This is a genomic window from Streptomyces sp. NPDC087270, from assembly GCF_044744625.1.
In the GTDB taxonomy this organism is placed as follows: domain Bacteria; phylum Actinomycetota; class Actinomycetes; order Streptomycetales; family Streptomycetaceae; genus Actinacidiphila.
Genome location: NZ_JBIUYR010000035.1, coordinates 1 through 20,188 on the forward strand (window position 1 = coordinate 1; position 20,188 = coordinate 20,188).

Here is a 20,188-nt window from a genome sequence, read left to right on the forward strand (position 1 = left end):
GGGGGGTGCGGCGGGGGCGGCGGGCGCCGGGGGGCCGCGGCCGGCCCGGGGGGCGCCCGCGCGGGGGGGGCGGGGCCGGCGGGGGCGCGCGCCCGCCCGGGGCGGGGGCCCCGACCCCGGGCGGGCGGCCGGGCCCCTGAGCGGGCCCGGCCGCCGTCCGGTCGCTGTGCGTGCGGTCAGCCGCTCAGCCGGCCGCGCCCATCCGGACCGGGCGGCCCAGCTCGCGCGAGCGGGTGGCGGCCTCGGCGACGGCGAGCGCCGCGCGCGCGTCGTCCCCGGTGCACGGGCTCGGCCGGGTGCCGGCCACGACCTCGGTGAACGCGGCGAGTTCGTCCCGGTAGGCGTCCTGGAAGCGTTCCATGAAGCCGCCGTAGGGCGTGTCCGCGGGCCAGGCGGCGCCCTCGGCCGAGACCACCGGCGTCCGATCGGTCAGGCCCGCGGCCAGCGTGCCCTTGGAGCCGCAGACTTCGAGCCGGACGTCGTATCCGGCGCCGTTGTAGCGGGTGGCGGTGCAGGTGGCGAGGGTGCCGTCGTCCAGGGTGAGCAGGGTGACGGCGGTGTCCACGTCGCCGGCCGCGGCGAAGAAGTCCTCGCCGCGGTTGGCGCCGGTGGCGTAGACCTCGGTGACCTCGCGGCCGGTGACCCAGCGGACGATGTCGTAGTCGTGGACGGAGCAGTCGCGGAAGATGCCGCCGGAGCCGGGGATGTAGCCGGCGTGCGGGGGCGTCGGGTCGGAGGTGCAGGCGCGCAGGGTGTGGGTCCAGCCGAGCCGGCCGGCGGTGATCGCCTCGCGCAGGGCCAGATAACCGGCGTCGAAGCGGCGTTGGAAGCCGATCTGGAGCGGGACGGGGGCGTCGGCGGCCGCGGCGAGCACCGCGTCGGTCTCCTCCAGGGTGCCCGCCACCGGCTTCTCGCAGAAGGTGGGCAGCCCCGCCCGCTGAGCGGCGAGGATGAGGTCGGCGTGGAAGGCCGTCGGGGCGGCGATGACCACGCCGTCGAGGCCGGCGCCGAGCAGACCGTCGATGTCGCCCGCGAACTGCGCGCCGACGGTTTCGGCCACGGCGCGGGCGGAGTGTTCGTCGGCGTCGTGCAGCACGATGCCACTCACGGCGGGCAGGCCGGCGAGGGTGGCGGCGTGGAACGCGCCGATACGGCCCGTGCCTATGAGTCCGATGCGCATGTGCGGGTGCCTTTCGTGCGGGATGCCGGGAGCGGCATTCAGCTTTCTACTCTGTGGCGAATGACAAGGCAAGAGTTTGTTATGACATATGGACGTACAGAGCTTACACTGCATCATGCGTCATACTGGCCTGCGTCGGCAGAAGTTTCTGGAGGGGTGGAAGTGGATTCGCTCGCACAGCAGATCACCATCGACCGGGGCAGCCCGGTCCCGCTGTACTTCCAGTTCGCCCAGCAGCTGCAGGAACTCATCGAGTCCGGGGTGCTGCCGCCCGGCACCCGGCTGAGCAACGAGGTCGCGATGGCCGACCAGTTCGGGCTGTCCCGCCCGACGATGCGTCAGGCCATGCAGCACCTGGTGGACAAGGGCCTGCTCGCCCGCAAGCGCGGCGTCGGCACCCAGGTGGTGGCCAACCGGATACGCCGGCAGCTGCAGTTCACCAGCCTCTACGAGGACCTGGAGCGCGAGCGGCGGCGCCCGGCCACCGAGGTGCTCTCGGTGGGCACCGTCCCCGCCGACCCCGCGGTCGCCGCCGCGCTCCATCTGGACGAGGGCGCCGAGGTGGTGGCGGTGCAGCGGCTGCGGCTCGCCGACGGGGAGCCGATCGCCCTGATGCACAACCACCTGCCGGCCGGCCTGGTCGAGCTCACCGCGGAGGCGCTGGCCGGAGCCGGGCTGTACCAGGTGCTGCGCCGCGCGGGCGTGGTCCTCGGCGTGGCCGAGCAGTCCATCGGCGCCCGCCGGGCCACCGCGGCCGAGGCCAGGCTGCTCGACGAGACCCGCGGCGCCACCCTGCTCACCATGGTCCGCACCGCGCAGGACGCGTCGGGACGGCCGGTCGAGTACGGCTCGCACGTCTACCGGGCCTCGCGGTACGCCTTCGAGATGACGGTCGCCGCGCACTGACCCGCGGGCGGCACGGCGACTCCTCTCACATCAGTCATAATGTCAGGACAAACTATTGACATGATGTCGAGCGGGAAGGCAGGCTCAGGGCAGACGCCCGGGCCCCGCGCCGCCGTTGGCCGCGGACCCGCGTCACACGGCACCGACCAGCACCGACCAGCAGCAGGTCACACGAACACCGACCGGGAAGAAGGGCACGCCATGCGGAGCACCAGGGCCGCCAGCGACAGCGCCACCGACGGGCTGAAGACCCGCCGGGCGAAGGGAGTCCGCCGGTGACCGCCCCGCTCGCCGCGCGAATCGCCGGCGCACCGATCTCCTGGGGCGTGTGCGAGGTCCCCGGCTGGGGCCACCAGCTCCCCCCGCAGGCGGTCCTGCCGCAGATGCGGGAACTGGGCCTGAGCGCCACCGAGTTCGGCCCCGACGGCTTCCTGCCCGCGGCCCCCGCGGAGAAGGCCGCCGTCCTCGCCTCCTACGGCCTGCGCGCCGTCGGCCAGTTCGTGCCCGTCGTCCTGCACGACCCCGGCCACGACCCGCTGCCCGAGGTCGAGACCGCGATCGCCGGCCTGGTGGCCGCCGACGCCGGCACCGTCGTCATCGCCGCCGCGACCGGGACCGACGGGTACGACGCCCGCCCGGTGCTCGACGACGCCGGCTGGGCGCTGCTGCTCGCCAACCTCGACCGGATCTCGCGGGCCGCCGACCGCGCCGGCCTCACTGCGACGCTCCACCCGCACGTCGGCACGATGGTCGAGAGCGGCGAGGAGACCGAACGCGTCCTGCGCGGCAGCGGCATCGGGCTGTGCCTTGACACCGGCCACCTGCTCATCGGCGGCGGCGACCCGGTCGCCGTCGCGTCGCGCTGGCCCGGCCGTATCGCGCACGTCCACCTCAAGGACGTCCGGCTGGCGCTGGCCCGGCAGGTCCAGGCCGGCGCCGCCACCTACACCGCGGCCGTCGCCGACGGCATGTACGTCCCCCTCGGCACCGGTGACGTGGACATCGCGGCCATCGTCCGCATCCTGGAGAGCGCCGGCTACGGCGGCTGGTACGTACTGGAGCAGGACACCGTGCTGCGGGCGGCCCCCGGCGAGAGCGGCGGCGCCGACCCCGCCGACGACGTCCGCGCTTGCGTCGCCTACCTGCTGTCGCTCGCCGGGGCCACGGCGGACCCGACCGCACCGGCGGGGGAGTGACCGCGGTGGCAGCGACGAGGGCAGCGGCCCACGACCTCATCACCATCGGCCGGACCGGCGTCGACATCTACCCGCTCGACCACGGCGTCGGGCTGGAAGAGGTGGACACCTTCCGGAAGTTCCTGGGCGGCAGCGCCACCAACGTCGCCGTCGCCGCGGCCCGGCACGGCCGCGACGCCGCCCTGATCACCCGCGTCGCCGACGACCCCTTCGGCCGCTACGTGCGCGCCGAGGCCGCCCGGCTCGGCGTCGACCCCTCCTACATCACCGCGATCACCGACCCGGACGGACCGCCCACCCCCGTCACGTTCTGCGAGGTCTTCCCCCCGGACGACTTCCCGCTGTACTTCTACCGGTACGGCACCGCGCCCGACCTGATGATCGAGCCCGGTGAACTGCCGCTGGACGCCGTGCGCGACACCGCCGTGCTGTGGGCCACCGTCACCGGCCTGTCCGCCGAGCCCAGCCGCGCCGCCCACTTCGCCGCCTGGCAGGCGCGCGGCCGGCGCGCCACCACCGTCCTCGACCTCGACTACCGCCCGATGTTCTGGGCGAGCGCCGAACAGGCCCGCGCCCAGGTGAGCCGCGCCCTGGAACACGTCACCGTCGCCGTCGGCAACCGCGAGGAGTGCGAGGTCGCCGTCGGCGAGACCGACCCCGGCCGCGCCGCCGACGCGCTGCTCGACCGCGGCCTGGAACTGGCCATCGTCAAGCAGGGCCCCAAGGGCGTGCTCGCCGCGACCCGGGACGAGCGCGTCGAGGTGGCGCCCTTCCCCGTACAGGTCGTCAACGGCCTCGGCGCCGGCGACGCCTTCGGCGGCGCCCTCGTACACGGCCTGCTCAGCGGCTGGGAACTGCGCCGCACCATCGAGTTCGCGAACGTGGCCGGCGCGCTGGTCGCCGGCCGCCTCGAATGCTCCACCGCCATGCCCACGACCGCCGAGGTGGAGGACGCCCTCGCCTCCCGGGCGCGCCCTTCCGAAAGGACGCCTTGATGCACGCCGCACAGCTGACCGAGATCCGGGCCCGCGAGCCCGAACGCATCGGCCACGCGTGGCAGAAGCGCTCCCGGCGCCCCCTGCTCGGCACGGACGGCCGGCTGCTCATCGTGGCCGCCGACCACAGTGCCCGCGGCGCCCTGGGCGTGCGCGACGACGGCCTGGCCATGGCCAGCCGCAGCGACATGCTGGACCGCCTCACCACCGCGCTGTCCCGCCCGGGCGTGGACGGCGTCCTCAGCACCCCCGACCTGCTCGACGACCTGCTGCTCATGGGCGCCCTGGAGGACAAGGTCGTCATCGGCTCGATGAACCGCGGCGGCCTGCAAGGCGCCGCCTTCGAGTTCGACGACCGCTTCACTGCGTACACCCCCCGGGCCATCGCCGAACAGGGCCTGGACGGCGGCAAGACCCTCACCCGGATCTGCCTCGGCGAGCCCGCCACCGTGGCCACGCTGGAGGCGACCGCCGCCGCCGTCACCGAACTGGCGTCCCTCGGCCTGATGGCCATGGTCGAACCGTTCCTGTCGGTCCGTGAGGGAAGCCGCACCCGCAACCTGCTCGACCCCGACAGCGTCATGCGCTCCATCCACATAGCCAGCGGGCTCGGCGCGACCAGCGCCCGCACCTGGCTGAAGCTGCCGGTCGTCGACGAACTCGAACGGGTCCTGGACGCGACCACGCTGCCGACCCTCCTGCTCGGCGGCGACCCGGTGGGCGACCCGCAGGACACCTACGCCTCCTGGCAGGACGCCCTGCGCCTGCCCCAGGTCCGCGGCCTCGTCGTCGGGCGCGCCCTGCTCTACCCGCCGGACGGCGACGTGGCCGCCGCCGTGGACATCGCGGCCGAACTCACCCACGGGAGTGGCCGATGACCGACGAGAACCGCTGGGTGCTGCCCCGCGGCACGGCCGGCGCCGACGGCTGGGAACTGGCCGTCACCGCCGCCCACCCGGGCTGGCAGCACACCGCCCTGCGGGTGGCCGACCTGACCGGGACGGACAGCAGTACGGTCGAGGCCGGCCCCTGGGAGCACATCGTCGTACCGCTGTCCGGCGGCGTCCACGTCACCGCGCACGCGCCGGACGGCCAGGTGCAGGAGACCGAACTCGACGGCCGCGCGGACGTCTTCGCCGGCCCCACCGACGTCGCCTACGTGCCCGCGGGCAGCCGGATCACCGTCCGGGCGGGCGGCGGTGGCGCGGCCCGTGTCGCCGTCGCCGGCGCCCTCGCGCCCGGCGGCGGGTCGCGCGCCTTCCGCCGTATCCCCGCCGCCGACGTGCCCGTCGAGCGGCGCGGCGCCGGCAGCGCCTCGCGCGAGGTCCGCAACTTCGGCACCCCCGCGGTGCTGGAGGCCGAGGCGATCATCGCCTGCGAGGTCATCACCCCGGCCGGCAACTGGAGTTCGTGGCCGCCGCACAAGCACGACGCCGAACGCCCGGGCGAGGAGACCGCCCTGGAGGAGATCTACTACTTCGAGACCCGGTCCGTCGACGACCGCTGCACCGACCCGGTCGGCTACCAGCGGGTGCACGCCTCGGCGGCCGACCGGCCGATCGACGTGCTGGCCGAAGTGCGCACCGGTGACGTCGTCCTGGTGCCGTACGGCTGGCACGGCCCGTCGGCGGCGGCGCCCGACGCCCACCTGTACTACCTGAACGTCATGGCGGGCCCCGGCCCCGAGCGGGCCTGGCTGATCTGCGACGACCCGGCCCACGCGCGGGTACGCGAGACCTGGGCGGACCAGCCGTTCGACCCGCGGCTCCCGCTGGCGGAGCCGCCGACACCTCCAGCAGCAGGGAAGGCGCGATGAGTACGGAGCAGGAAGCGACGACGGTGCGGCTGACGGTCGCCCAGGCGACGACCCGGTTCCTCGCCGCCCAGTGGACGGAGCGGGACGGCGTGCGGCGCCGGTTCTTCGCCGGCGTCTTCGGGATCTTCGGCCACGGCAACGTCGCCGGCCTCGGGCAGGCGCTGCTCCAGATGGAGCGGGAGTCCGGCGGCCACTCGCCGCTGCCCTACGTCCTCGCCCGCAACGAGCAGGCGATGGTGCACACCTCGGTCGGTTACGCGCGGCACGAGGACCGCCTGCGGAGCTGGGCCTGCACCGCCTCGATCGGCCCCGGCTCCACCAACATGCTGACCGGCGCGGCCCTGGCGACGATCAACCGCGTCCCGGTGCTGCTGCTGCCCTCCGACACCTTCGCCACCCGCGTCAGCGCGCCCGTCCTCCAGGAGCTGGAGCAGCCGTACGCGGCCGACGTGAGCGTCAACGACGCGTTCCGCCCGCTGTCCCGGTTCTTCGACCGGGTGAGCCGGCCCGAGCAGCTGCCGGCCGCGCTGCTCGGCGCGATGCGGGTGCTCACCGACCCCGCCGACACCGGCGCCGCGACGATCTCGCTGCCGCAGGACGTCCAAGCCGAGGCGTACGACTGGCCGGTGGAGCTGTTCGCCCCGCGCACCTGGCACATCGCCCGCCCGCCGGCCGAGGCCGCGCTGGTCGCGGCGGCGGCCGACCTGGTGCGCGGCTCCCGGCGGCCGATCGTCGTGGCCGGCGGTGGCGTCCACTACTCCGGCGCGGAGGAGGCGCTGGCCGCCTTCACCGAGGCGACCGGCATCCCCGTCGGCGAGACCCAGGCCGGCAAGGGCTCCCTGCCGCACGGCCACCCGCGGCTGATGGGCGCGGTCGGCTCGACCGGCACCACGGCCGCGAACGCGCTGGCCGCCGGCGCCGACCTGGTGATCGGGGTCGGCACCCGCTGGAGCGACTTCACCACCGCCTCCCGCACCGCCTTCCAGCAGCCCGGCGTGCGGTTCGTGAACATCAACGTGGCCGGACCCGACGCGGTCAAGCACGCGGGCCTGGCCGTCACGGCCGACGCGCGCGAGGCGCTGACCGCGCTGACCGAAGCCCTCGCCGGCCACCGCGTACCGGACTCCTACGAGCAGGAGCAGGCCGCCTTGTGGGCGGCGTGGGACGCGGAGGTCGAGGCCGCCTACCACCCGGACCCGGCCGTGACCGACCGCCTCGCCGAGGGTGTCCTCACCCAGAGCACCGTGCTGGGCCGCGTCAACGAACTGTCCGACCCGCGGGACGTGGTGCTGTGCGCGGCCGGCTCCATGCCCGGCGACCTGCACAAGCTGTGGCGGGTCCGGGACCGCAAGGGCTACCACGTCGAGTACGGCTACTCCTGCATGGGCTACGAGATCCCCGGCGCGATCGGGGTGCGGCTGGCCGACAGCACCCGGGACGTCTTCGCGATGGTCGGCGACGGCGGCTACCTGATGATGCCGACCGAACTGGCCACCGCCGTCCAGGAACGCGTCAAGATCATCGTGGTCCTCGTGCAGAACAACGGCTTCCACTCCATCGGTTCGCTGTCGGAGTCGCTCGGCTCGCAGCGGTTCGGCACCCAGTACCGCTACCGCGGCGCCGGGGGCGGCCTCGACGGCGCCCACCTGCCGACCGACCTCGCCGCCAACGCCCGCAGCCTCGGCGCCCACGTCATCGAGGTGCACTCCGAGGCCGGGCTGGAGGCCGCCATCGCGGCGGCCAAGGCATGGCCGGCCGACGGCGGTCCCGTCGTCATCCACGTCGAGACCGACCCGCTGGTGCCGGCGCCCGACAGCGCGAGCTGGTGGGACGTGCCGGTCAGCGAGGTCTCGACCCTCGACTCCACCCAGCAGGCGCACCGCGCGTACGTCCGCCACAAGGAGGACCAACGCACGCTCCTCGCCCCGGGCGACGCCACCCCGGCCGCCGACGCCGGCAGCCACCGCGACGACCCCCACGAAGGAGACGCCGCCGGGAACCGACCGGCCGCGACGTCCCGCCCGCACCCCGCACCCCCCGGAAGGAGCCAGCCGTGAGCGACCCGCGGCGCATCACCCACCTCATCGACGGACGCCCGTGGCAGGGCACCGCCGAACGGACCGGCCCGGTCTTCAACCCGGCCACCGGCGAGCAGTCCGGCACCGTCGACCTCGCCTCGGCCGAACTCGTCGGCGCCGCCGTCACCTCCGCCAAGACCGCCTGGCAGCAGTGGCGTTCGACGTCCCTGGCCAAGCGGACCCAGGTGCTCTTCGCCTTCCGCCAGCTCCTGCACGAGCGCAAGGAGGAGATCGCCGCCCTGGTGACCGCCGAGCACGGCAAGGTCCTGGCCGACGCGGTCGGCGAGGTCACCCGCGGCCTGGAGGTGGCCGAGTTCGCCTGCGGCATACCGCACCTGCTCAAGGGCGGCTTCACCGAGAACGCCTCCACCGCGGTCGACGTCCACTCCGTCCGGCAGCCGCTCGGCGTCGTCGCGGTGATCTCGCCGTTCAACTTCCCCGTGATGGTGCCGATGTGGTTCGTGCCCCTCGCGATCGCCTGCGGCAACGCGGTGGTGCTCAAGCCGAGCGAGAAGGACCCGAGCGCGACGCTCGCCATGGCGGCGCTGTGGCAGGAGGCCGGCCTGCCCGACGGCGTGCTCCAGGTCGTCTGCGGCGACAAGGAGGCCGTGGACGCGCTGCTCACCCACGAGGACGTCGCGGCGGTCTCCTTCGTCGGCTCGACGCCCGTCGCGCGGTACGTCTACGAGACGGGCACCGCCCACGGCAAGCGCGTCCAGGCGCTGGGCGGGGCGAAGAACCACATGCTCGTCCTCCCCGACGCCGACCTCGACCTGGCCGCGGACGCCGCCGTCAACGCCGGGTTCGGCTCCGCCGGCGAGCGCTGCATGGCCGTCTCCGCGCTGGTCGCCGTCGAACCGGTCGCCGACGAGCTGGTGGCCAAGATCACCGAACGGATGGGCGGGCTGCGCACGGGCGACGGCACCCGGGGCTGCGACATGGGTCCCCTGGTCACCCGGCAGCACCGCGACAAGGTCGCCTCCTACGTCACCGCGGGAGTCGAGGCCGGGGCGAAGCTCGTCGTGGACGGCAGCACAGGTGAGTTCGACGCCGACGGCGACGGCTTCTTCCTGGCCCCGACCCTCTTCGACCACGTCCGCCCGGGCATGCCGGTCTACGACGACGAGATCTTCGGCCCGGTGCTGTCCGTGGTCCGCGTCGCCTCCTACGACGAGGGCCTGCGCCTGATCAACGCCAACCCCTACGGCAACGGCACCTCGATCTTCACCAACGACGGCGGCGCCGCCCGGCGCTTCCAGTACGAGGTGGAGGTCGGCATGGTCGGCGTCAACGTGCCGATCCCCGTCCCGGTGTCGTACTTCTCCTTCGGGGGCTGGAAGAACAGCCTCTTCGGCGACACGCACGCCCACGGCACCGAGGGCGTGCACTTCTTCACCCGCGGCAAGGTCATCACCTCCCGCTGGCTGGACCCGAGCCACGGCGGCATCAACCTGGGCTTCCCCCAGAACGACTGACCGCCCGGCAGACCGGCGCGGTCCCTCATCCGCATCCGCTTCCGCGGGTGAGGGACCGCGCCGGCCCGGCGTCGAGGCGTGCCGTCAGCAGATCCGCGGCAGTTGCTCGCCGATCGGCAGGTCGACGACCCGGGTGCCGCCGAGGCCGGTCCGCGCCACCACCATCCCGGGGTGGTCGGCCACCGCCTCGCCGATCACGCACGCCCCGGCGCCCAGCGGATGCGCCCGCATCGCCGCGAGGACCGCCTCGGCGTGCTCGCGCGGCACGAAAGCGACCAACTTGCCCTCGTTGGCCACGTACCAGGGGTCGAGGCCCAGGATCGCGCACGCGTTGGCGACCTCGGCGGGCACCGGAACCGCCCGCTCCTGGACCACCACACCGGTGCCGCCGGCCGCCGCGATCTCGTTGAGGGAGGCGGCCAGCCCGCCCCGGGTGGGGTCGCGCAGCACGTGCAGATCAGGGGTGACCGCGAGCATGGCGTCGACCAGACCGCCGAGCGGCGCGCAGTCGCTCTCGATCGACACGCCGAACTCCAGGCCCTCCCGCACGCTCATGATCGCCACGCCGTGCACGCCGACCGGGCCGCTGACGATCACCACGTCGCCTGGCACCACCCGGTCCGGCCGCAGGTCCACCCCGGCCGGGATGAGCCCGATGCCCGCGGTGTTGATGTAGACGCCGTCGCCGTGCCCGGCCTCCACTACCTTGGTGTCCCCGGTGGCGACCTCCACGCCCGCCGCCCGCGCCGCCGCGCCCATCGCCCGCGCGATCCGCGCGAGGACGGGCATCTCGACGCCCTCCTCCAGGATGAACCCGCAGGACAGGTACGCCGCCCGCGCGCCGCTCATCGCCAGGTCGTTGACGGTGCCGTTGACCGCGAGGTCGCCGATGCAGCCGCCGGGGAAGAACAGGGGCCGCACCACGAACGAGTCGGTGGAGAACGCCAGCCGGGCACCGCCGAGCGACACCGCCGCCGCGTCACCGAGCTGCGCCAGCACCGGGCCGCCGAACGCGGGCGCGAAGACGTGCTCGACGAGTTCCGCCGACATCGCGCCGCCCCCGCCGTGCCCCATCACCACCCGCGGCTGGTCGCGCAGCGGCGCCGGGCAGGTCCACGACAGCAGGTCGAGAACGGGGGGTTCGCCGGTCGCGGTGTCGGCGGTGGTCACGGTGTCGGCGGTGGTCGTGTTCACGGCGGCGGTGGTGGTTCCCGCGGTCGCGCCGCTGTCCGGTGCGGACGGCTCCGGCACCGACGGAGTGGCCCGCTCTCGGGTGGTCTCAGGCAACGGGGCTCGCCTCCATGCGTGCCGGGGCGGTGTCGAGCCGCCGGTAGAGGTAGTACGCCGCACACGCGCCCTCGCTGGAGACCATCGTGGCGCCCAGCGGATTGCGCGGGGTGCAGGTGGTGCCGAACGCCTCGCACTCGTGCGGCTTGATCAGGCCCTGCAACACCTCGCCGGCCCGGCAGGCGGCGGGCTCCACGGTGCGGATGCCGGTCACGGCGAAGCGGTGCTCGGCGTCGAACTCCCGGTAGCGCGGCGACAGGCGCCACCCGCTGTCCGGGATCACCCCGATCCCGCGCCACGCCCGGTCGCCGACCTCGAAGACGTCCGCGAGCATCGTCTGCGCGGCCGGGTTGCCCTCGTCGCGCACGGCGCGCGGGTAGGCGTTCTCCACCCGGTGCTCGCCGCGTTCGAGCTGCGCCACGGTGCGGCGGACGCCCTCCAGGATGTCCAGCGGCTCGAACCCGGTGACCACGATGGGCACGTGGTGCCGCTCGGCGAGCTCCGGGTACTCCGCGGTGCCCATCACGCTGCACACGTGCCCGGCGGCGAGGAAGCCCTGCACCCGGCAGTCGGGCGAGCACATGATCGCCTCGATCGCGGGAGGCACCCGCACATGCGACACCAGCATGCTGAAGTTGCGGATGCCGAGCTTGCGGGCCTGGTACACCGTCATCGCGTTCGGCGGCGCGGTCGTCTCGAAGCCGATGCCGAAGAACACCACCTCCTGCCGCGGGTTCTGCCGGGCGATCTTCAGCGCGTCGAGCGGCGAGTACACCACCCGCACGTCGCCGCCCTCGCTGCGCACCCGGAACAGGTCCCGGTCGGTGCCCGGCACCCGCAGCATGTCGCCGAACGAGCAGAAGATCACCCCGGGGCGCGCCGCGATCTCCAGCGCCTTGTCGATCACCTCCAGCGGGGTGACACACACCGGGCAGCCCGGTCCGTGGATCAACTCGATCTCGCTGGGCAGCAGTTGGTCGATGCCGTGCCGGATGATGGTGTGCGTCTGGCCGCCGCAGACCTCCATCAGCGCCCACGGCCTGGTCACGGTGGCCGCGATGTCGTCGAGCAGGCGGCGGGCCAGCTCGGGGTCCTGGAACTCGTCGATGTACTTCACTGCTGCCGCGCCTCCCGCGGTGCCGGCCGCCCGTCGGCGTGGCCGGCGGTGTCATGGCCGCTGCCTTGCTGGTGCGAGCCGGTCGGTACGGGCACGCCGCTCGGTGCGGGTGCCGCGTTCGCGCTGGGCGCGCCGGACGGGCTGAGCGCGCCGGACGGGCTGGGCGCGCCGGACGGGCTGGGCGCGCCGGACGGGCTGGGCGCGCCCGGTTCGGCGTCCTCGTCGGCCCACGGCGGGGCGCCGCCGCCCGCGGCTGCCTCCCACGGGTCGCCGAACTCCTCCTGGAGCAGCCCGAGCGTGGCGAACAGCTCCAGCGTCTGCTTCGCGGACTCCTCGTCCAGGCGTTGCAGCGCGAAACCGACGTGCACGATGGCGTACTCGCCGACCTGGAGGTCCGGCAGGTACTCCAGGCACACCTCTTTGACCACGCCGCCGAAGTCGACGCTGGCCATCCGGGTGCCGTCCCGGTCCTCGATCTCCAGCACTCTGCCGGGTACCGCCAGGCACATGGGGCTTCTCCTCGCTCAAGGGGGTGCGGTCGGTGGGGAGTTCGGTGGGTCAGGGGAATGCGGTGAGTTCGGTGGGATCGGTGCTTCGAGCGGTCCGGGGCCGCGGTGCCGTACGGCGAGGGCGGCCCGCGGCTGTCACGGGGAGGCCGCCGCCCGCGCGGCCACCATCAGCTGGCCGAGCGCCAACCCGCCGTCGTTGGGCGGCACCTGATGGTGTCTCAGCACGGTGAAGCCGTCCGCGCGCAGCGCCGCGGCACACGCCGACGACAGCAGCACGTTCGCGAACACCCCGCCGGTCAGCGCGACCGTCGTCAGGCCGTGCCGCTCGCGGGCCGCCGCGCACCAGGCGGCCACCAGGACCGCCACCGCCCGGTGGAAACGGGCCGCGACGACCGCCGCCGAGCAGCCGGCGCGCACGTCGGCGACGACCGCGGCGAGCAACGGCCCCGGGTCCGCGACCAGTTCGGCGCCCGCGCCCGGATCGCTCTCCGGCCGCAGCGCGAACGCGTACCCGGGCCCGTCGTCGGCCAGGGGCGCGCCCGTGGCCGCGCCCTCCAACTCGACGGCGGCCTGCGCCTCGTAGCCGGCCAGATGGCACACCCCGGCCAGCGAGGCCACCGCGTCGAAGAGCCGGCCCATGCTGGACGTCGGCACGCAGTTCAACCCCAACTCCAACTGCCGCTCCAGCAGCCGCCGTTCGTCGGAAGGGCAGGCCGCCGTGCACGGCAGGTCGGCGTCCCACGGCAGCCCGGCCGCCCGCAGGTGCGCCAGCGCCATCCGGTACGGGCGCCGGACCGTCGCGTCGCCGCCCGGCAGCGGGACGTAGCCGAGCCGCCCGAAGCGGCGGTGGCCGTCGTAGTCGGCGAGCAGCACCTCCCCGCCCCACACCGCGCCGTCGTCGCCGTACCCGGTCCCGTCGAAGGCCACCCCGATCACCGGCCGGGTGCCGTCCAGGCGGTGCTCGGCCATCGCGGCCGCGACATGCGCGTGGTGGTGCTGCACGCGCACCAACGGCCTTGCTCCGGCGGCGCGTTCGGCCCACTGCCCGGAGCGGTAGCGCGGATGCCGGTCGGCGGCCAGCAGTTCGGGCCGCACCGACGTGATCGACTCCAACTGTCCCTGCGCCCGGGCGAAAGCGCGCTGCGTGGCGAGGTCGTCCATGTCGCCGACGTGCGCCGACAGCCACGCCTTGCGGCCCTCGCCGAGGCAGAACGCGTTCTTCAGATCCCCGCCGACGGCCAGCGTGGGCCGCACCGGCACCGGCAGCGCGATCGGCAGCGGGGCGTACCCGCGCGAGCGCCGCAGCACCACCGGCTCCCCGTCGCAGACCCGCACCACCGAGTCGTCGCACGGCACCTGGATCGGCCGGTCGTGGGTCAACCACGCGTCGGCCAGCGCCGCCAGCCGCTCCCGCGCCTCGGCGTCGCCGGTGACGATCGGCTCCCCGGACACGTTGCCGCTCGTCATCACCAGCAGCCGGGGGCCCGGCGGATCGCCCGGCAGCCCGAGCAGCAGATGGTGCAGCGGCGTGTACGGGAGCATCACGCCCAGGTCGGGGCCGCCGGGCGCCACGTCGTCGCAGACCGGCACGCCCGGCCGCCGCCGCAGCAACACCACGGGCCGCAGCGGCCCGGTGAGCAGTTCGGCCTCCAACGCCCCCACGTGCGCGAGCGGTTCGACGCCGGCCAGGTCCCGGGCCATCACCGCGAACGGCTTGCGGCCGCGCGCCTTGCGGGACCGCAGCAGCGCCACCGCCCCCGGGTTCGCCGCGTCGCACGCCAGGTGGTAGCCGCCCAGCCCCTTCACGGCCAGGATCGCACCGGCGGCCAGCAGCGCGCGGGCCTCGGCCACCGGGTCCGCCCCGCCCGACCGGCCGGTCCGGCGGATCAGCCGCAGCCGCGGCCCGCAGTCGTGGCAGGCCACCGGCTGGGCGTGGAAGCGCCGGTCGGCCGGGTCGGTGTACTGCGCCCGGCACGCCCCGCACATCGGGAAACCCGCCATCGTGGTGTGCGCGCGGTCGTACGGCAGCCCGGTGACCACGGTGAAGCGCGGCCCGCAGTTGGTGCAGACGATGAACGGGTGGCGGTACCTGCGGTCGGCGGGGTCGGCCAGTTCGGCCAGGCACTCCGCGCAGGTCGCGATGTCCGGGGAGACCAGGGTGCGGGTCGCGCCGCCGTCCTGGGACGCGGTGATCGCGAACCCGGGCCGGCCGGTCACCGCCACGGCGCACTGCTCGACGGACTCCACCGCGGCCAGCGGCGGCGCCTCGTCCGCGACCCGCGCGCAGAACGCCGCGACGTCCGCGGCCGGGCCCTCCACCTCCGCGACGACGCCCTCGCCGGTGTTCGTGACGTGGCCGGCCAGCCCCAGCCGGCCCGCCAGCGCGTAGACGAAGGGGCGGAAACCGACTCCCTGCACCACCCCGCGGACCGTGACCCGGCGGCGCACCACCGGATCGGCCGCCGCCACGGTGCCGTCGGCCGTGGGGGCGGTCATCACCGGGGCCCGCCCGCGGGCTGCGGCCGGCCGGCGGCGGGCGCGAGCGAGCCGAGCGGGTCGCCGTGTTCGTGCGGGTGGCCGTGCGCGTGCGGCTGCGCCGCCTCGTCGTCGGCGTGGTGGTGGCCCGGCAGCGGCTGGGACGCCATGACCGGCGCGTGCACGGGGGCGCCGCCGGCCGCCGCCAGCGCGCGGTCCAGCAGGGCGCCGACGCCGCTGCCGGTGCGGGCGGCGGTCAGCACCACCTCGACCCCCGGGTTGACCTGCTGGACGTTCGCCCGGAACGCGGCCTCGTCGAAGCCGACCGCGCCGGCGATGTCGGTCTTGGTGACGACCACCAGATGCGCGAGCCCGAACGCCGTCGGGTACTTCAGCGGCTTGTCCTCGCCCTCGGTGACGGACGCGAGCACCACCCGCAGCGTCTCCCCGAGGTCGTAGGACGCCGGGCAGACGAGGTTGCCCACGTTCTCCACGAACAGCAGCCGGGTGCCGTCGGGCAGCCAGCCGTCGAGGTGGCCGCCGAGCATCCGCGCCTCCAGGTGGCACAGCCCGTCGGTGAGCACCTGCTTGACCGGGGCGCCCGAACGGGCCAGCCGCCGCGCGTCGTTCTCCGTCGCGAGGTCCGCGGTGAGCGCGGCGACCGGCAGCGCGCGCTCCCGGGCCAGCGCCAACTCCGCCTCCAGCAGCGCGGTCTTGCCGCTGCCGGGGCTGGACAGCAGGTTGACCACGGTGGTGCCGCGCAGCGCGAGATCGGCCCGCAGCCGCTGCGCGCAGCCGTCGTTCTTGGCGAGTACCGCCTGCTGGAGGTCGATCGCACGGCACATGGTTCAGCGCTCCTCAAGGTGGGGCCGGGGTGCGCGGCCCGCGGCGGCGGGTGCCGGCGGGTCGTCCCACCGCACCCCGGCGATCAGCAGTTCGCGCCCGGCCAGCAGTTCGGCGGCCGGCGTGCCGCAGGCCGGGCAGCACAGGTCCGGCGGCATCCCGACCGGCCACTGGTCCCCGCACGGCGCGCAGCGGGCCCGGCCGGCCACCGATTCGGTCTCCAGCCGCGCGCCCTCCAGGACCGTGCCGGAACAGGCGAGTTCGAAGCAGAACTGGAGCGAGTCCGGTACGACGCCCGCGAGTTCGCCCACCCGCAGCCGTACGGTCCTGACGGCGGTGGCGCCGGCGGCGAGCGCGGCGTCCTCCACCTGGCCGACGACCGCCAGCGCGATGGACATCTCGTGCATCGTCCTCTTCCCGTCCGGCGGTTCACGGTTCACGGTTCACGGTCGCGGTTCACGAATGACGGTGCGCGGTGCACGTCGTGGGGTGCGCCGCCGGCTTCATTACACGGCGGCGGCCCGGCCGCGCGGTATCGGCGCGCCGCCGGGCCGCCGCGCAAGGACTCGTTCGGTCCACAGCGCCGTCAACTGCGGTTCACATGGCGCGCATCCGCAGGTAGCGGCGGATGTCGGGCAGGTTCACCGCGAGCAGTGCGCCGAAGGCGGCCGCGGTGCCGGCAAGGGTGATCTTCATCAACATGGTGATGTCTTCCTCTCCTGGATGGCCTGGTCGAGCGACGGGTCCCTCGGTGGGTCGTGCGGTGCGGGGTGCGGCCGGTGCGCCGCGTCGTGCCCCGGTACGGCGCCGCTCTCGTCGAGCAGCCGGCGCACCAGGCGTACGGCCTCGGGTACGGCCGCCTCGACGGGAGGGCTGAGCCCGATGCCCTCCTCGACGTCCGCGGGCTCGCAGCCGACGACGAGGATGCGGCGGGGCGGGGCGCCTCCGGTGCCCGCGCACAGGGTGCCCAGCAGGGCGAGCACCGAGTCGGGGGACATGCGGTGCCCGTCGAGGGGCACCGGCCCGGCCTCCGTTCCGGCGGCGCCCGGGCCGCCGCCGGGAAGGCCCGCCTCGATCAGGTAGACGGTGCCGGGCGCCCCGCCCCGGGCGGTGGCGTCCACGAGCACGAACGTGTCGTATCCGTCGAGGAGTTGGTACGCCAGGTGGACCCCGCGCACGCCGACGTCGACGGCCTCCACGTGGTCGGGCAGCGGCCCCTCGGCGGTCAGCCGGCGTACCGTCTCCACGCCGAAGCCGTCGTCGCCGAGGAAGATGTTCCCGACCCCGGCGACCAGGGTGCGGGGGGTGCGGGACGTGCGGGCGCCGCTCACGCGTCCTCCAGCGGGGTGACCTCGTCGGGCTGGAAGTACAGGAACCGGCCCTGCTCGCGCCGGATGTCGGCGCCCGGGTCGCCCTCGACGGTGACGGCCAGGTGCACGCCGCCGTCGACGTCGTGCAGCACCGCCTCCACGTGGGCGTCGCAGCCGAGCAGGAAGAGGTCCTGGGCGTCGGAGCGGCGCAGCCCCGGGCGCAGCCGCACCCGGCTGCCCGCGCCCACGTCCTTGCCGTCGATCACCACGCGGTCGGTGGCCGGGTCCACGCTGCGGTCGCTCTCCGGGTCCCACCAGGGCTTGCCCGGGTCCATCAGGGCGTCCAGCGAGTCCGGCGAGATGTCCAGGTCGGAGGGCAGGTCGGAGGGCAGGTCGGACGCCAGGTCGGACGCCAGGGCGGAGGAAGCGCCGGAGGGCGTGGCGGGCCCGGAGGGGGCGGGCGGGCCGGTGATCTCCCGCAGCGACCGCACCGCGCCGTGCAGCCGCTCCAGCACCTCCGGCGGCATCGTGTCGGCGAGGTCGATCACCTCGGCGGCGCGCGCGTCCGTGCCGCGCGCCTCCCGCTTCTCCTGCTCGGTCAGGGCCGAGGTGCGCAACGCCAGGATCTCGTCGATCTCCAGCGCGTCGTAGAGCGCGCCGGGGCTCTCGGGGGCGATGGCCGGGTGGTCCTCCAGGATGATCGGGGCGGACAGCACCACGTCCCGGCGCCCGTCGGCGCCGGCCAGCACCGGCCAGGTGCGCAGGTTCGCGCACTGCGCGGTGGCCTCCTTCGCCCACTCCGGCGGGTCGGCCATCGACAGGAACGACCCCGCGCTCAGGCCGAGCACCAGGTGCGCGGAGACCAGCGCGTGCGGCAGCGCCTCCTCCCGGTCCGCGCCCTGCGGCCCGGGCGCCCAGCCGCCGGTGTTCTCCACCACCGCGGTCAGCCGCCGGACCGCGTACGGCCCGGGCAGGTCCTCCGCGGCCAACCGGACCACCCCGCGCACCTCTTCGCGGCGGCGCAGCAGCAGCCCGACGTGCCGCCCGGCCTGGTCGCGGACGTCCTCGGTCTCCTCACGCGCCGGACGGGAGAAGGCGAACTCCCGCTTCTCAGCGCCGAGTTCGCTCACCGGCACGCTGAACTGGACGCGCTCCTCCACGCCTTCGTCCCAGGGCGTCAACACCCGGTCGGGCAGGTCGAGTCGGGGGACCGTCGCATACGACCCGTCGACGCGGAGTTCCTGGACCACCCGGCGCTGCGCGTGCAGGAACCGCAGTTCCACCAGCAGCGCCGCCTCCGCCCGGGGTTCCATCAGGCACTGGGTGCGCTGGAAGGCGTGCTCGCCGCTGTCGGCGCCCCAGGCGGGCGGCACCAGGACGCCGAACTGCCAGCGCAGCCGGTTCTTCGCCGCCGACGCGCGGTACGGGTACAGGACGTAGCCCTCGAAGAGCACGGCGTCGGCGACCTTGCGGGCCGCGGCGAAGCGGCTGTCGAAGTCGGCCGGGGGAGCGGAGACGGTCACGTGGCGGTCCTGTCGGGGGAGGGCGGAGCCGGCTCGGCCGGGGTGAACGGGGCGAACGCGGAGGGGCGGGGCAGGTCCGGGCGGGCCCCCTCGGCTGGCCGGTCGGCGGCGAGCAGCGCCCGTACCGTCGCGTCCCAGGACGGCAGCGCCCGCTCGGAGCGGTAGGCGAGCAGCGCGTCCATCGTGTCGCGGGGCAGCCGCAGCCAGCCGCAGCCGGGGAAGTGCTGCTCGACCATCGCCCGCCACACCGCGACCGGCATCCGGAAGGGCGCCTCCCGGTCCCACGGCACCGGCTCCACCTGGTAGCCGCCTGGCCCGGTGAACGCGGTGCCGGAGAAGAGCATCAGCAGCGGCACCTCGCCCTCCTGAAGGGCGTTGAAGTACCGCGTCGCCGCGATGTCCAGGTCGTACGTGCACGGCACCGGCAGGTCGACCTCCGTCTCGCCGGTGAAGCCGGGCACCATCAGCGAGACCTGCGCGAACTGCACCGGCAGCATGCTGCCGCCCCACCGGGACCGCTCGCCGAACAGGTCGGCCAGGCCCTCCGCCTCCGCGTCCGCGTAGCCGCGGCGGGCGGGTTCGATCCGGATCTGGCAGCGCAGCGCCATCGCGTGCACCCGCACGCCCGGCGTCGCGGTCAGCCGCAGCCGGTAGACCAGGGTGGGCCCGGCGGCGTAAGGGTCGGCGCGCACCGCCTCGCACGAGAACGAGAACTCCGTCACGGCCGCCCGCCCCCGGCCGCCGCCCCGGCCCCCGGAACCGGGCCGGACCCCCGAACCGCCCCGGACCCCGGTACGGTCCCCGCCCCCGGCGCGTCCTCCGGTTCGGGCCGTCCCTCCGCGGGCACCGGCCTGGCCCGGCGGGCGACCTCGGCGAAGAACCGCTCCAGGTCCGCGCGCGCCTCCGCGCCCCCGTCGAAGCCCTGCCAGCGCAGCCGCATCCGCCCGACCAGCTCGTAGCAGATGTCGATCGGCACCAGGAAGCACGCGTACCTGCCCTCGGCCCGGCGCACCAGCAGCGCCTCCACGTCGGGTTCGAGCACCTGCGCCAGCCGGCTGCCGGCCAGCACGTCCTGCCAGGTGTCCGGGTCCAGCTCGCTCTCGGTCGCGCCGGCCGGGCTCGGGTACTGCGCCACCAGCCGATCCAGCGCGGCGTTCCGGAAGAAGAACGCCACCCCGACCGGGATCTGCAGCCGCTCCCACACGCCGTCGTCCCACACGTGCCCGGGGTCGGCGAGGTACCGGTCGGGTACGGCCCGGAACCGGCCGCCGGCCGCGCCCCGGCTGTCGAAGAGCAGCGCGCACGCCACGCACGCGCAGGCCAGCGCCCGCTTCTCGGTGTCGACCAGGTGCCGGTGGGCGCCCGGTGCCACGTCCACCCCGCACAGCTCGCACCGCTCCGGCCGCTCCCGCTCGGCCCGGGCCGCCGCGGCGAACCGCCGCAGCCCGGTCAGCAGGGGGCCGGAGCCGGCGCCGGAG

Annotated in this window: 18 protein-coding genes and 1 pseudogene; 7 read left to right on the forward strand and 12 right to left on the reverse strand. The window is 75.0% G+C overall.

The window, feature by feature from the left end:
* Positions 1 to 184: 184 nt before the first annotated feature.
* A complete protein-coding gene (locus ACIPAE_RS39065; protein ID WP_366414586.1) occupies positions 185 to 1,180 on the reverse strand; it encodes a Gfo/Idh/MocA family oxidoreductase in 996 nt (331 codons plus the stop codon).
* A gap of 162 nt (positions 1,181 to 1,342) precedes the next feature.
* On the opposite strand from ACIPAE_RS39065, the gene ACIPAE_RS39070 reads away from it, so the two are divergent.
* The 7 genes from ACIPAE_RS39070 to ACIPAE_RS39100 all read left to right on the forward strand — a co-directional run bounded on the left by ACIPAE_RS39070 (position 1,343) and on the right by ACIPAE_RS39100 (position 9,646).
* Positions 1,343 to 2,086, forward strand: coding sequence for a GntR family transcriptional regulator (locus tag ACIPAE_RS39070; RefSeq protein WP_328460790.1), 744 nt, complete (start codon positions 1,343 to 1,345; stop codon positions 2,084 to 2,086).
* 275 nt (positions 2,087 to 2,361) lie between these two features.
* Positions 2,362 to 3,282, forward strand: a complete 921-nt coding sequence (locus tag ACIPAE_RS39075) for a TIM barrel protein (protein ID WP_402452118.1) — start codon at positions 2,362 to 2,364, stop codon at positions 3,280 to 3,282.
* A 5-nt stretch (positions 3,283 to 3,287) separates the two neighbouring features.
* Entirely contained in the window at positions 3,288 to 4,277 is a 990-nt protein-coding gene (gene iolC / locus ACIPAE_RS39080) for a 5-dehydro-2-deoxygluconokinase (protein ID WP_402452120.1), read from the forward strand.
* On the forward strand, positions 4,277 to 5,155 hold the full coding sequence (locus ACIPAE_RS39085; protein ID WP_328460784.1) for a deoxyribose-phosphate aldolase: 879 nt from the start codon (positions 4,277 to 4,279) through the stop codon (positions 5,153 to 5,155). The genes iolC and ACIPAE_RS39085 overlap by 1 nt, the downstream gene beginning before the upstream one ends.
* On the forward strand, positions 5,152 to 6,093 hold the full coding sequence (gene iolB / locus ACIPAE_RS39090; RefSeq protein WP_402452123.1) for a 5-deoxy-glucuronate isomerase: 942 nt from the start codon (positions 5,152 to 5,154) through the stop codon (positions 6,091 to 6,093). Before ACIPAE_RS39085 ends, iolB begins: the two co-directional genes overlap by 4 nt.
* The gene (iolD, locus tag ACIPAE_RS39095) at positions 6,090 to 8,150 is read left to right on the forward strand and encodes a 3D-(3,5/4)-trihydroxycyclohexane-1,2-dione acylhydrolase (decyclizing) (protein WP_402452126.1); all 2,061 of its coding nucleotides are present in this window, start codon (positions 6,090 to 6,092) and stop codon (positions 8,148 to 8,150) included. Before iolB ends, iolD begins: the two co-directional genes overlap by 4 nt.
* Positions 8,147 to 9,646: a CoA-acylating methylmalonate-semialdehyde dehydrogenase gene (locus tag ACIPAE_RS39100; RefSeq protein WP_328460778.1), complete on the forward strand. Its 1,500-nt coding sequence runs from the start codon at positions 8,147 to 8,149 to the stop codon at positions 9,644 to 9,646. The genes iolD and ACIPAE_RS39100 overlap by 4 nt, the downstream gene beginning before the upstream one ends.
* 84 nt (positions 9,647 to 9,730) lie before the next feature.
* Here the strand turns inward: ACIPAE_RS39100 and hypE are convergent, their stop codons facing one another.
* The 11 genes and pseudogenes from hypE to ACIPAE_RS39155 all read right to left on the reverse strand — a co-directional run bounded on the left by hypE (position 9,731) and on the right by ACIPAE_RS39155 (position 20,166).
* Positions 9,731 to 10,720, reverse strand: coding sequence for a hydrogenase expression/formation protein HypE (gene hypE, locus ACIPAE_RS39105; protein WP_402452182.1), 990 nt, complete (start codon positions 10,718 to 10,720; stop codon positions 9,731 to 9,733).
* 205 nt (positions 10,721 to 10,925) lie between these two features.
* The gene (hypD, locus tag ACIPAE_RS39110) at positions 10,926 to 12,050 is read right to left on the reverse strand and encodes a hydrogenase formation protein HypD (protein WP_402452129.1); all 1,125 of its coding nucleotides are present in this window, start codon (positions 12,048 to 12,050) and stop codon (positions 10,926 to 10,928) included.
* A 230-nt stretch (positions 12,051 to 12,280) separates the two neighbouring features.
* Positions 12,281 to 12,559, reverse strand: a pseudogene (locus ACIPAE_RS39115) (HypC/HybG/HupF family hydrogenase formation chaperone); the annotation flags it as partial.
* A 135-nt stretch (positions 12,560 to 12,694) separates the two neighbouring features.
* Entirely contained in the window at positions 12,695 to 15,055 is a 2,361-nt protein-coding gene (gene hypF / locus ACIPAE_RS39120; protein ID WP_402452131.1) for a carbamoyltransferase HypF, read from the reverse strand.
* A complete protein-coding gene (hypB, locus tag ACIPAE_RS39125; RefSeq protein WP_402452134.1) occupies positions 15,055 to 15,879 on the reverse strand; it encodes a hydrogenase nickel incorporation protein HypB in 825 nt (274 codons plus the stop codon). The genes hypF and hypB overlap by 1 nt, the downstream gene beginning before the upstream one ends.
* A 3-nt stretch (positions 15,880 to 15,882) precedes the next feature.
* Positions 15,883 to 16,284 (reverse strand): hydrogenase maturation nickel metallochaperone HypA, encoded by a 402-nt coding sequence (locus ACIPAE_RS39130; RefSeq protein ID WP_329372266.1) that lies wholly within the window; start codon positions 16,282 to 16,284, stop codon positions 15,883 to 15,885.
* Positions 16,285 to 16,474: 190 nt separating this feature from the next.
* Positions 16,475 to 16,579, reverse strand: coding sequence for a DUF6893 family small protein (locus ACIPAE_RS39135; protein ID WP_402452137.1), 105 nt, complete (start codon positions 16,577 to 16,579; stop codon positions 16,475 to 16,477).
* The gene (locus ACIPAE_RS39140; protein WP_402452139.1) at positions 16,573 to 17,208 is read right to left on the reverse strand and encodes a hydrogenase maturation protease; all 636 of its coding nucleotides are present in this window, start codon (positions 17,206 to 17,208) and stop codon (positions 16,573 to 16,575) included. Before ACIPAE_RS39140 ends, ACIPAE_RS39135 begins: the two co-directional genes overlap by 7 nt.
* Complete coding sequence (locus tag ACIPAE_RS39145) at positions 17,205 to 18,710, reverse strand: hypothetical protein (protein ID WP_402452142.1); 1,506 nt, start codon at positions 18,708 to 18,710, stop codon at positions 17,205 to 17,207. The genes ACIPAE_RS39140 and ACIPAE_RS39145 overlap by 4 nt, the downstream gene beginning before the upstream one ends.
* Positions 18,707 to 19,432, reverse strand: a complete 726-nt coding sequence (locus ACIPAE_RS39150; RefSeq protein WP_329372271.1) for a DUF6084 family protein — start codon at positions 19,430 to 19,432, stop codon at positions 18,707 to 18,709. Before ACIPAE_RS39150 ends, ACIPAE_RS39145 begins: the two co-directional genes overlap by 4 nt.
* Positions 19,429 to 20,166, reverse strand: a complete 738-nt coding sequence (locus ACIPAE_RS39155; protein ID WP_402452185.1) for a DUF5947 family protein — start codon at positions 20,164 to 20,166, stop codon at positions 19,429 to 19,431. Before ACIPAE_RS39155 ends, ACIPAE_RS39150 begins: the two co-directional genes overlap by 4 nt.
* Positions 20,167 to 20,188: the final 22 nt, after the last annotated feature.

Excerpts from the sequence above, each read along its gene's own strand:
- iolD (WP_402452126.1), top strand. The coding sequence starts at position 6,090 with ATGAGTACGGAGCAGGAAGCGACGACGGTGCGGCTGACGGTCGCCCAG.
- ACIPAE_RS39130 (WP_329372266.1), bottom strand. The coding sequence starts at position 16,284 with ATGCACGAGATGTCCATCGCGCTGGCGGTCGTCGGCCAGGTGGAGGAC.
- iolB (WP_402452123.1), top strand. The coding sequence starts at position 5,152 with ATGACCGACGAGAACCGCTGGGTGCTGCCCCGCGGCACGGCCGGCGCC.
- hypF (WP_402452131.1), bottom strand. The coding sequence starts at position 15,055 with ATGACCGCCCCCACGGCCGACGGCACCGTGGCGGCGGCCGATCCGGTG.
- ACIPAE_RS39135 (WP_402452137.1), bottom strand. The coding sequence starts at position 16,579 with ATGTTGATGAAGATCACCCTTGCCGGCACCGCGGCCGCCTTCGGCGCA.
- hypE (WP_402452182.1), bottom strand. The coding sequence starts at position 10,720 with ATGGGGCACGGCGGGGGCGGCGCGATGTCGGCGGAACTCGTCGAGCAC.
- ACIPAE_RS39065 (WP_366414586.1), bottom strand. The coding sequence starts at position 1,180 with ATGCGCATCGGACTCATAGGCACGGGCCGTATCGGCGCGTTCCACGCC.
- ACIPAE_RS39085 (WP_328460784.1), top strand. The coding sequence starts at position 4,277 with ATGCACGCCGCACAGCTGACCGAGATCCGGGCCCGCGAGCCCGAACGC.
- hypB (WP_402452134.1), bottom strand. The coding sequence starts at position 15,879 with ATGTGCCGTGCGATCGACCTCCAGCAGGCGGTACTCGCCAAGAACGAC.